This is a genomic window from Jeotgalibacillus salarius (genome assembly GCF_004405125.1).
GTDB classification, from domain to species: domain Bacteria; phylum Bacillota; class Bacilli; order Bacillales; family Jeotgalibacillaceae; genus Jeotgalibacillus; species Jeotgalibacillus salarius.
Genome location: NZ_SORX01000016.1, coordinates 23,087 through 34,360, shown reverse-complemented (window position 1 = coordinate 34,360; position 11,274 = coordinate 23,087). Strand labels below are relative to the sequence as shown.

The 11,274-nt window shown below is 40.0% G+C and carries 10 protein-coding genes; 6 read left to right on the top strand and 4 right to left on the bottom strand.

Going from position 1 to position 11,274, the window contains the following annotated elements:
- Nucleotides 1-104 precede the first annotated feature (104 nt).
- Together kynB and kynU are read right to left on the bottom strand one after the other, a co-directional pair.
- A complete protein-coding gene (gene kynB, locus E2626_RS16420; RefSeq protein WP_134383157.1) occupies nt 105-722 on the bottom strand; it encodes an arylformamidase in 618 nt (205 codons plus the stop codon).
- A gap of 13 nt (nt 723-735) precedes the next feature.
- A complete protein-coding gene (kynU, locus tag E2626_RS16415) occupies nt 736-2,013 on the bottom strand; it encodes a kynureninase (protein ID WP_134383155.1) in 1,278 nt (425 codons plus the stop codon).
- A gap of 95 nt (nt 2,014-2,108) precedes the next feature.
- Between kynU and E2626_RS16410 the strand changes: the two genes are divergently transcribed.
- The 6 genes from E2626_RS16410 (at nt 2,109) to E2626_RS17510 (ending at nt 9,030) form a co-directional block, all read left to right on the top strand.
- Entirely contained in the window at nt 2,109-2,375 is a 267-nt protein-coding gene (locus E2626_RS16410; protein ID WP_134383153.1) for a hypothetical protein, read from the top strand.
- 16 nt (nt 2,376-2,391) lie between these two features.
- Nucleotides 2,392-3,294 carry an aldo/keto reductase gene (locus E2626_RS16405; RefSeq protein ID WP_134383151.1) on the top strand — a complete coding sequence of 301 codons (903 nt, stop codon included), beginning with the start codon at nt 2,392-2,394 and terminating at the stop codon, nt 3,292-3,294.
- Nucleotides 3,295-3,551: 257 nt separating this feature from the next.
- The gene (locus E2626_RS16400; protein WP_134383149.1) at nt 3,552-4,904 is read left to right on the top strand and encodes a hemolysin family protein; all 1,353 of its coding nucleotides are present in this window, start codon (nt 3,552-3,554) and stop codon (nt 4,902-4,904) included.
- Between the two features lie 222 nt (nt 4,905-5,126).
- Nucleotides 5,127-6,809 carry a glycoside hydrolase family 13 protein gene (locus E2626_RS16395; protein ID WP_134383165.1) on the top strand — a complete coding sequence of 561 codons (1,683 nt, stop codon included), beginning with the start codon at nt 5,127-5,129 and terminating at the stop codon, nt 6,807-6,809.
- A 474-nt stretch (nt 6,810-7,283) separates the two neighbouring features.
- Complete coding sequence (locus tag E2626_RS16390; RefSeq protein ID WP_244094364.1) at nt 7,284-8,759, top strand: SulP family inorganic anion transporter; 1,476 nt, start codon at nt 7,284-7,286, stop codon at nt 8,757-8,759.
- Between the two features lie 142 nt (nt 8,760-8,901).
- Entirely contained in the window at nt 8,902-9,030 is a 129-nt protein-coding gene (locus E2626_RS17510) for a hypothetical protein (protein ID WP_279587265.1), read from the top strand.
- A 61-nt stretch (nt 9,031-9,091) separates the two neighbouring features.
- Here E2626_RS17510 and E2626_RS16385 read toward each other — a convergent pair whose 3' ends face one another.
- Both E2626_RS16385 and E2626_RS16380 read right to left on the bottom strand, forming a co-directional pair.
- On the bottom strand, nt 9,092-9,730 hold the full coding sequence (locus tag E2626_RS16385; RefSeq protein ID WP_134383147.1) for an FMN-dependent NADH-azoreductase: 639 nt from the start codon (nt 9,728-9,730) through the stop codon (nt 9,092-9,094).
- Nucleotides 9,731-9,845: 115 nt separating this feature from the next.
- On the bottom strand, nt 9,846-11,210 hold the full coding sequence (locus E2626_RS16380) for a SpoVR family protein (protein WP_134383145.1): 1,365 nt from the start codon (nt 11,208-11,210) through the stop codon (nt 9,846-9,848).
- Between the last annotated feature and the right edge of the window lie 64 nt (nt 11,211-11,274).

Here is an 11,274-nt window from a genome sequence, read left to right as displayed (position 1 = left end):
GTCCGCGGAAAGCGAAGGAATGATCCGGCACGGCTTATGAAATTCAACAACCTGATAATCCTCTGCTATAAGCAGAGGATTTTTTTGTTTTAAGAGCGGCAATTTTAATCAGCTATAAGCACAGCCCGAACCGGACTGCCATCCCCTCCTTCGATATTCAAGGGTAATGCAATCAGCTGATACACTCCTTCTTGCACATCGTCTAATACCGCGCCTTCTAAAATGTTAATATCCTGGTGGTGGAGCGCATGGTGAATAGGCAGTGTTTTACTTTCCAGATGATCTACCGATGGAAGATCAACGCCAATCAGATTAATTCCTTTATCTTTCAAATAGGCTGGTACCTCTGCATTCATGACAGGTATGTCTTTCGGGAAAAAACTGCGGTCTTTCCATGAGGATGTTTTAAATAATACAGCCGTAACTCCTTCACTAGCCACATGAACATGTTCTATTTTTATCTCGTTTATCCCCGTACAATCAATGACAGCTGCCTGCGCAATATAGCGCTTCAGTTCCAGTTCATGCGTCTTTTTACCGAGCTGATCATAGTGAAATGGTGCATCTATGTGCGTACCGATATGCGTACTTGCCTCAATTTTACCAACGTTCACTGACTCACTTTCCTCCATTGGCCATGATACTTCATAATGAAACGGGGTATCACCTGGCCAGTTCGGTGTTTGAGCATTCAGCGGCATTGTGATATCAATTACCTTCATTGTTAACCACTCCTTAAGCAATTACATTTCTTTCATTTGAAAATGATTGATACGTTTCTGTTTCCATGATTTCCTTCACAATTTGCATCGCCTCATAAAGATCCTGATAACTGGTGTAAAAAGCGGCAGGTGCAAGTCTGATTATGTCAGGTGCTCTAAAGTCCGGAATAATGCCCCGTGCTTTCATTGCCTTGCAGATACTTGCTGCTGAATCATGCTGCAGTGCAATATGACCGCCTCTCTCTTCGTCAGTAGAAGGTGTAACTTTCTTCATGCCGAACTGAATGAGCTCTTTTTCCACAAAATCGGCAATATATTGTGTTTGATGAAGCGATTTTTCCCGAAGCTTTTCAATCCCTGCTTTTTCGAAAAGCTCAAGGCTGCCAATTAGCGGCGCAGTAGAGAATATATTTGGTGTGCCAATCTGATAAGCACCTGCACCATCGCCTTGTGTAAATGTGTGTGCCATATCAAATTGTTTATTTTTATCAGAACCAAACCATCCTTTTAATCCCGGCAGCTTCCCGTGATGCTTTTCATGAATAAACAAACCGCCTGATCCCCCTGGTCCGTTATTCATATATTTGTAGTTGCACCATACTGCAAAATCGACTTCCCATTCATGTAGTTCATGGGGAACTGCTCCTATTGAATGTGCCAGGTCAAAGCCAACGAGGATTCCTTTCTCATGCGCCCGCTTCGTAATCTCTTTAATAGGAAGTAGCTGTCCGCTGCGGTATAAAACTGAAGGTAACAGTAACACTGCTACTTCATCTGTTAATACCTGATCGATCTCTTCTATTGTTAAAGTTGTACCATTAACTGACTCTGCTTTTATCAATTGTTCATCAGGGTTAAAACCTTTTAATTCAATTTGGCTTTGCAGTGCATAAATATCTGAAGGGAAATTTAATTCATCTGCAGCAATTTTTGTCCTTTTTCCTTCAGGCTTATAAAACGTTGAAAGCATCTGATGAAGGTTTACAGTGATTGAACCGGTCACGATGACTTCTGATGCTTTTGCACCGATCAATGGCGCCGTTTTATCACCAAGCGACTCGGAAAGTGTGAACCATGGATGATCACCTTCCATCCACCCTTCAATTCCGTAATCCCTCCAGCTGGTCAGTAAATCCATCACAGCCTGTTCTGCTTTTTTGGAAAGTAGCCCCAGTGAATTTCCATCTAAATAATACTGACCTTCTTTTATGTAAAATTCATCACGGAATGAAGCGAGTTCATCCATCTTATCAAATCGGACAGCTTCTTCTAAATCGAACTTAAAACTCATTATGTCAGCCTCCTAATGTTCATCTACATTGAACTTGTATGGTATTATCATACAGTATACAACATTGTTTTGCGAAGACAGGGGGACTTCATCAGATGCGGAAATTAAGAGGTGGATTCATGATGTTCTTCATCCCCCTGCTGATCATTGAACCTGCTATATCAGCAGCAGTTCTTTACATACTTCCATTACTTATCATGCTTTCAATCGTGACAATGCTCACCGTAAACCGTATCCAAATGCTTAATTATGCAATTTTGATTACATCTCTTTATCTCATTGGACTATCAGCTGAGGAATTAATTATCAAGCTGATCGCAATCATTTTTATTATCTTTACATTGATATCGATTAATATCTAAAACGGAGGAATTTATCATGCAGAGAATACAACTATCATCCGATCTATCCATTTCAAGAACCGTCCACGGTTTAATGCACTTATCAAGCTGGAACCTTACAAAAGAAGAACGTCTGGCTCTGATTAAAGAAGTATTGGACACAGGTATTACAACTTTTGACCACGCAGATATTTATGGCGGATACCAATGTGAAGCTTTGTTCGGTGAAGCACTTGCATTAGAGCCGTCCCTGCGAGAAAAAATGGAAATCGTCACAAAATGCGGGATCGTTTTGGAATCTCCTAACCGCCCTGCTCACAGAAGCCATCATTATGACACGAGCAAATCGCATATTATTTCTTCTGTAGAACATTCATTAAAAAACCTGTCTATTGAAAGTATCGATCTTCTGCTCATTCACCGGCCAGATCCTTTAATGAACCCTGAAGAAACAGCTGAGGCTTTCGATGAATTGCATCATTCAGGTAAAGTAAAGAATTTTGGTGTATCAAATTTCAAAAGAAGCCAGCTTAAGATGCTTGAAACTTATATCGATCAGCCGCTATGTACGAACCAGATAGAACTCAGTCCATATCACCTGGAAAACTTTGAGGATGGTACGCTTGACCTTGCAATGGAGATGAAAACTCCTCTAATGGCGTGGTCTCCCCTTGCCGGCGGAAGGATATTAACAGGTCAGGATGATAAAGCAGTAAGAATTCGCAAAGCTCTTCAGGAAGTTGGCAATGAAATTGGAACTGAACATTTAGATGAAGTGATTTACACATGGCTATATACTCATCCTGCGAATATTTCCGTTATTGCAGGCTCAGGTAAAATTAAACGCATTCAATCGGCTGTAAATGCGCAATCCTTAAAAATGGATGCCCACCAATGGTTTCAGATTTATCAGGCAGTATTAGGCCACGATGTCCCTTAAGTGAAATGGTATGGTAAAAAAAACTCCGACTGTGGTAGAATATATGCAATAAATAAGAGAATGGAGGAAATCCAATGGGGTTATGATGCTGAACTTAATAAATGTCCAAATCGCCAAAGACTTTAAGGCTCAGAGTCAGTCCTTTAATGGATTATCTTCATTCGATTCGAATGATCTCTGATGCCTTCATACTATTATTAACAGGAGGTGGAAGAGAGTTTCCTTACAGTTGTTACTGAAGGAATTCTCTCGCATCATTGGAGATTGACAATTTAATTTTGGTCGCTGTTTTACTTGCATGTACTGCATTTTTTGTGGTTTCTGAATTTTCGATCGTAAAAGTCAGGTCTACACGAATTGATCAATTACTGGAGGAAGGACATCCTAAAGCTGTAAATGCCAAAAAAGTAACAGACAATCTGGATGAGTATCTATCTGCATGCCAGCTCGGTATTACTGTTTCAGCATTAGCAATTGGCTGGATCGGCGGTCCGACAATTGCTAATATGATTGCGCCGCTTTTCTCAGGTTTTGAACAATCATGGGTACCTGTCATATCATTTGTGCTCGCTTTCTCACTTATTACATTTTTGCATGTCGTGATTGGGGAACTTTCTCCAAAAATCATTGCCATACAACAGGCGGAAAGCATTACCCTGATGGTTGCCACACCATTAATTTGGTTTTACAGAATTCTCTATCCTTTCATCAGATTCCTGAATGGATCTGCCCGTCTTATCACAAGGGTACTTGGTTTGAAGCATTCTTCATCTAATGAAGGTGCACATTCAGAAGAGGAATTGAGAATGATTTTATCAGAGAGTTTGAAAAGTGGTGAAATTAATCAATCAGAGTACAAATTCGTAAATAAGATCTTTGAGTTTGACGAACGTGTTGCGAAAGAAATTATGGTACCAAGAACAGAAATTGCAAGTGTTAACAGCGGCCTTACGCTGCTTGAAGTTTTTGAAGTCATGAAAGAAGAGCAGTATACACGTTATCCGGTCACTGAAGATGGAGACCGCGATAACATTATCGGCATGATTAATATGAAAGAACTGATGACAGCATTTATAGAAGATCAGGAAAACGGTAAACGTCCGGTATCTGACTTCACTCATCCTATTATCCAGGTCATTGACAGTATCCCCATTCATGAGCTTCTCCATAAATTCCAGAAAGACAGAATGCATATGGGGATTCTGCTGGACGAATACGGGGGCACATCAGGTCTCGTTACGATGGAAGATATCATCGAAGAGATTGTAGGAGAAATTCAGGATGAGTTTGATGCAGACGAAATTCCTGATGTTCAGCAAATTAATGAACATCATTTTATTCTCGATTCAAAAGTACTGGTTCAGAGCGTTAATGAATTATTGAATATTGAAATTGATGAAGAAGACGTTGATACGATTGGTGGCTGGTTCATGACCAGAAACTTCAATGCAGAAGTTGGAGACGAACTTTATGAACAGGGTCACGTGTTCAGAGTCAACGATGTAGAAGGCTACCATATACTCTACCTTGAAGTATGGAAACTTTCTGAAGAGGAAGTATCTGAAGTCGAAACTACACCCTCTCCGATCAGAACAACAGAAGCATTATAAGAAATGCCGCGCAAATACATGCGCGGTTTTTTCTCATTTCTAAGCAACCCGTGAAATAATGATTGCTATAAAGCTTTGAAAACGGTAAAATAAACGGGTATAAAACAGTGGGATAATCCTTTTCACGCTTTGTATTGCATGCTCTAAAAAGCATATTGCAATCAAAGCATTTTATTTGAATGACAGTGCAAGCGATTGCATAAAATATGGAGGTGCAAGATGATGAAGAAAATTTGGTGGAAAGAAGCAGTCGGTTATCAGATTTACCCGAGAAGCTTCCAGGATTCCAATGGTGATGGAATCGGTGATCTGCAAGGAATTGTTCAAAGACTTGATTATGTAAAAGAACTCGGCGTTGATGTGATCTGGATTTGTCCGATGTATCAGTCTCCTAATGATGATAACGGCTATGATATTTCAGATTACCAGGCGATCATGGATGATTTCGGCACAATGGATGACTTTGACATATTGTTAAATGAAGTCCATAAACGCGATATGAAACTGATCATTGATTTTGTTCCAAATCATACGAGTGATGAGCATCAGTGGTTTGTTGAATCACGCGAATCAACAGACAGCCCTAAGCGTGACTGGTATATCTGGCGGGACGGTAAAAAAGATAAAACCGGGAAAACAATAGCTGAACCGAATAATTGGGAAAGTATTTTTGGCGGCTCTGCCTGGGAGTATGATGAAAAAACAGATCAGTACTACCTTCACGTCTTCTCTACAAAACAGCCGGATGTAAACTGGGAAAACAGTGAAGCGCGACAGGCAATTTATGATCAGGTCAATTACTGGCTCGATAAAGGTATTGATGGTTTCAGAATTGATGCGGTCAGCCATATTAAAAAACGTAAGAAATTCCCTGACATGCCTAACCCTAAAGAAAAGAAATATGTATCTTCATTTGATATGCACATGAATCAAAAAGGTATCCAGCCTCTTCTAAAAGAATTCAAAGATAAAACATATGGTCAGTATGATGTCATGACAGTCGGCGAAGCAAACGGTGTATCTATTGATGAAGCTGATCTGTGGGTCGGTGAGAAAAAAGGTAAAATGGATATGATTTTCCAATTCGAACACCTTGGCCTTTGGGACGCGGAAACAAATCTTCAGCTTGATATTGTCGAGCTTAAAAAAGTGCTGACGAGATGGCAAAAAGGTCTTGAAAACAATGGCTGGAACGCATTGTTTATTGAAAATCATGATAAGCCGCGTGTTGTATCTACATGGGGTAATGATGATCAATACTGGTATGAAAGTGCAACGTCAATGGCAGCGATGTACTTTTTAATGCAGGGTACACCTTTCATCTATCAGGGACAGGAAATTGGAATGACTAACGTTCATTTTGACTCAATTGATGATTACGACGACGTATCTGCAAAGAACCTCTACCGTATCCGTACTGAAGAAGGGGTCCCTCATGATGATATTATGCGCATCCTCTGGGCTTCTTCCCGTGATAACAGCAGAACGCCAATGCAGTGGTCAAGTAAAGATAATGGCGGCTTCACAACCGGGTCTCCATGGATGAAGGTTAACCCTAACTTCAAAGAGATCAATGTTGAAGATCAGCTGAAAGATAAGGATTCAGTTCTTTCATTTTACAAACGTATGATTGCGATGAAAAAGAACAATGACGTGTTTACTTACGGTACGTACGACCTCCTTCTTCCTGAGCATCACCAGCTTTATGCTTATACACGGACGCTGGATGAACAAAAGGTTGTCGTACTGACAAACCTTTCAACTAAAGATGCGATTACTGAAGATCTGGATTTCAAAGTTGAATATGACAACCTCCTGCTGAACAACCTTGAAGTTGCTGAACACAAACCAACATCTACGATCGTGCTGAAACCTTATGAAGCAAGAGTGTATAAACTATTTTAATTTCTGGCTTTGTTAAAGTCCATTAGTGTTTCTGTATAGCTGGTGATTGGAGCGGAAGGGGGCGACTCCTGTGGCAGAAAGGGACAGGTGAGACTATCACGGCGAAGCCTGATGGCGCAGCGCCCGGTCACGGAAAGCGTCCCCCTGAAGCGGAAATCAACAGCCAACTTTAACATAGCCTAATTTTTATAGACTGTCCTGATGGGCAGTCTTTTCTTTGATCCCCCCTCCTATAACATGGTCCATCACTCACATATTATCTGAATAATTTTTTATTTTTATTGTGGCACTTTTATGAACTATGATAGTTATTTAGAGTATTTAAGAGAATGATAGATTTAAAAGCTATGTAATACGCTTTCATCAACTTTTTTAATACATGTAAAACGTGCTATAATTTTTTCGTTATAAACGGACCTGACTTTTCTGAGAGTGAAAAGTCGCAAAATACCATTTAAGGGAGAGATTTTAGATTTGGACTTAACTAAATACAAACAGGAATGGTTTGGAAATGTGCGCGGAGACTTAATGTCCGGTACATTAGTTGCTCTAGCATTAATTCCGGAAGCCATTGCCTTTTCAATCATTGCGGGCGTTGACCCGATGGTTGGACTTTATGCTGCTTTTTGTATCGCTGTTGTGATTGCTTTTATAGGTGGACGTCCTGGTATGATATCAGGTGCCACTGGTGCGATGGCACTTCTTATGGTTACCCTGGTTGCAGATCATGGATTACAGTATTTATTTGCAGCTACAATTCTTACAGGGCTGATTCAATTGCTGATGGGCGTTCTAAAGCTTGGCAAACTGATGCGGTTTATACCAAACTCAGTTATGATCGGTTTTGTTAATGCCCTGGCAATTTTAATTTTTATGGCTCAGCTGGATCAGTTTGAAGGTGCGGGCTGGATTATGTATGCGTTAGTCGCTGTGTCATTAGCGATTATTTACCTAGTACCACGTTTCTTTAAAGCAATTCCTTCACCGCTGATTGCCATTGTCGTGGTAACTGGTTTTGTTATGGCAACAGGTGTTGGAACGAAGACAGTTGGAGATATGGGAACACTTACACAGGCTCTTCCTACTTTCTTCTTCCCTAATGTTCCTTTCACATTCGAAACACTTATGATTATTCTTCCTTACTCACTTTCACTTGCAGTAGTCGGCCTTCTTGAATCCTTGCTGACTGCTCAGATCGTTGATGATATGACTGATACACCGAGTGATAAGAATCAGGAAGCACGAGGTCAGGGAATTGCGAATATGATTACAGGCTGCTTTGGCGGAATGGCCGGCTGTGCAATGATCGGACAGGCAGTTATTAATGTTAAATCCGGTGGAAGAGGTCGTTTGTCCTCCTTCACAGCAGGGGTTGTTTTACTCGCACTCATTATTGTACTGACAGATGTTGTTGTACAGATTCCGATGGCTGTTTTAGTCGGCGTGATGATTATGGTATCAATTGGTACATTTGACTGGGGCTCACTTACAAGACTTCACAAGGTGCCAAGAACTGATGCTGCTGTTATGATTGTGACGGTTGCGACGGTTGTTATTACTCATGATCTATCAATCGGCGTACTGGCAGGGGTTCTGTTAAGCGCAATATTCTTCGCTGCTAAAATCTCGAAATTGCACATTGAAGAAGAGATCGATGAAGCTGCTTCTACGATCACTTACCGTGTAGACGGACAAATTTTCTTTGCATCTGTAACTGATTTCGTATCAGAAATCGACTATGATACAAAAGGAATGAATACAGTTATCTTTGATTTTACGAAAGCCCATTTATGGGATGATTCAGCAATTAATGCGGTTGATAAGGTTGCCATTAAGATTCAGCAAAATGGTGCGAAGGTTAAATTAACCGGATTGAATAAAGAGAGCAATGAGCTGGTTGATCAGCTTTCTGTCTATGACCAGCCTGACACTAAAGTTTCTGGACATTAAAGTATCAGAGCCCTGAACATATTGAATGTTTAGGGCTCTTTTAATTCAATTATTAAAATAACAAACTATTCAGTTATTTATTGTAAGCGCTTTCTTCATCCTATATAATATAAACACTTATAGATGAACGGAGTGGATCTGAATGAGAAAGGATCAGTTACTTCAGCGTTTACAAGAGGTTGCGTCACGTGAAGAAAAACCGGGTGGTATTCAAAATTATTTTATTTTAGGAATAGGTATAGCGGCAGTTATGCTGCATACACTGATATAAATAAACATCATAAGTAAAAGACCAGTCCTCTTGTATCAGAGAACTGGTCTTTTGAGTTTTTTTATCGTGCAGCAACCGCGCTTAGATCTTTCGCAGCTTCTACAACACGCTTGAATCCTTCTTCTTTAATTTCTTCAGTACGGTCAACATACTGATTATGACCTTCAATAATAACATCAGTCTGCTGCTGGATGCCAAAGAATCCAAGTGCATTCTTGATGAAGTTAACACTCATTTCAGCACCCTGCATTGCTGGTGCAGAATAGTCTCCACCGCGTGCATTCAACAGGATCGCACGCTTGTCTCCCATAAGCCCCTGAGGACCTTCTGCTGTGTAGCGGAATGTTTCACCAGCACGGAACAGGTAGTCCATGTAAGTGTGAAGCACAGCCGGTACAGTGAAGTTCCATAACGGGAATGCAAATACAACTACATCCGCCTGTTTGAAACGGTCAAGATGGCTATTGGCAATGGTTAATACTTTCTCTTCTTGCTCCGTCAAAACCGCGTTCTCAGCTGACTTGAACTGAGCTGCAAGAAAGTCCTGACCGATATACGGCAGTTCTTCATTATATAGATCGACTTGATCGATTGTAATCTCTTCATTGTTTTTAATTTCTTCTAAAAACAGATCATGCATTTTTGCCGAAACTGACTGATCCGATGGACGGTTGTTTGCTTTTACTAATAGTACCTTCATATTGAAAAACTCCTTTTTAATAAAAAATGATTGTTGCTCTCAAATTTTATATTCTGATTTATCTCGAATATAGGACAATTCTATAAGAAAAAGCAGATCATTTCAAATGATCTGCTCAAGTTGTATATTCAACTTGTTTTTTATAGACGCCCCGTCCACTGCAAGTGAAACAAAATGCTTTCTGATTGAGTACCGTTTCAAAGTGAACTGTCCTGCCCCAAAGCTGATAAATGTAGTGAAGTACCTTTTCAAGATAATGTAAGTCCAGTTCCGCTCCTTCAAAAGCGTGTCTGATATAAAGTTCACCATTTTTCAGATAGTCCCCATCCTCTACATACAAGCATGGAAAACCGCCGTTGACTCTTGATTGAATGAGTTCATCTCTTACTGCCTCAAAATCTTTATCTGTTATTTTATAATCTTTGCCAAACTGCTGAAATAAATATAGATCCTCCTGTCTTGAGAATTCCTTTGTAAAATAGTTTCTGATAAAGGATTGATCTGATTCCAGTTCTCTGACTTCGTACAGCTTCTTTATTGCTGCTTTCCTGCCATTCTTCTCTGCCTCTTTTTCTTCAATATCCTGAAGCAGCCTTAAACCGAGATAATATGGATTGATCGATGTTTTTGAAGGCTGCACAACATTTGCATTTAATTTTGCATATTCAATCGTTTCTTCTTCTGTCAAAGGTAATTCGCGCATAATTTTCTGATGCCAGTAAGTTGCCCATCCTTCATTCAGAATTTTTGTTTCGAGCTGAGGCCAGAAATAAAGCATTTCTTCACGTACCATTGTCATGATGTCGCGCTGCCATTCCTCAAGTTCTTTACTGTGGGACTGAATAAACAGCATTAAATCTTTTTCAGGCTGTTCAGGGAATTTACTCTTCTTCACCACTTCTTCTTCACGTTCTTTATCCCATAGATCACTATATGGTTCTGATTTTTTTTTCAATTTTACACGATCCTTATTTTTTGCTTCAACTTTAAAGAGCAGTGGATCTATATGTTCTTCTATCGCAAGCACAGCATTCAGGAATTCTTCTACTTTGTTGACACCATGCTGCTTTTCATATGCTTTAATCCGCTCAGATGTTGCGCTCATCTGCTGGATCATGTCTCTGTTCGTCTTGCTGAATCGTACATTATTTTTAAAGAAGTCACTATGCGCCAGCACATGTGCAATAATTAACTTGTTCTGTATCAGCGTATTTGTATCAAGCAAAAATGCATAGCACGGGTTCGTATTAACAACTAACTCATAAATTTTGCTCAGCCCCAGGTCATATTGCATCTTCATTTTGTGATACTGTTTTCCAAAGCTCCAATGGGAAAACCTAGAAGGCATACCATATGCGCCAAATGTATAAATAACTGAGGCCGGACATATCTCGTACCGCATCGGATAATAGTCCAGCCCGAATCCTCTGGCAATTTCAGTTACTTCTCCTATTGACCTCGCTAACTCTTTCGATTCCAAACCGATCACCCCTCCTTTTACTCTATTCTTTCTTAAAAGATGTCATTCTCATTAAATGCTAATT

What these genes read in the sequence shown, in the direction of transcription:
- E2626_RS16405 (WP_134383151.1), top strand. Translation starts at nt 2,392, where the DNA reads ATGCAGAGAATACAACTATCATCCGATCTATCCATTTCAAGAACCGTC.
- E2626_RS16410 (WP_134383153.1), top strand. Translation starts at nt 2,109, where the DNA reads ATGCGGAAATTAAGAGGTGGATTCATGATGTTCTTCATCCCCCTGCTG.
- kynB (WP_134383157.1), bottom strand. Translation starts at nt 722, where the DNA reads ATGAAGGTAATTGATATCACAATGCCGCTGAATGCTCAAACACCGAAC.
- E2626_RS16385 (WP_134383147.1), bottom strand. Translation starts at nt 9,730, where the DNA reads ATGAAGGTACTATTAGTAAAAGCAAACAACCGTCCATCGGATCAGTCA.
- kynU (WP_134383155.1), bottom strand. Translation starts at nt 2,013, where the DNA reads ATGAGTTTTAAGTTCGATTTAGAAGAAGCTGTCCGATTTGATAAGATG.
- E2626_RS17510 (WP_279587265.1), top strand. Translation starts at nt 8,902, where the DNA reads ATGAGAAAGGATCAGTTACTTCAGCGTTTACAAGAGGTTGCGTCACGT.
- E2626_RS16395 (WP_134383165.1), top strand. Translation starts at nt 5,127, where the DNA reads ATGAAGAAAATTTGGTGGAAAGAAGCAGTCGGTTATCAGATTTACCCG.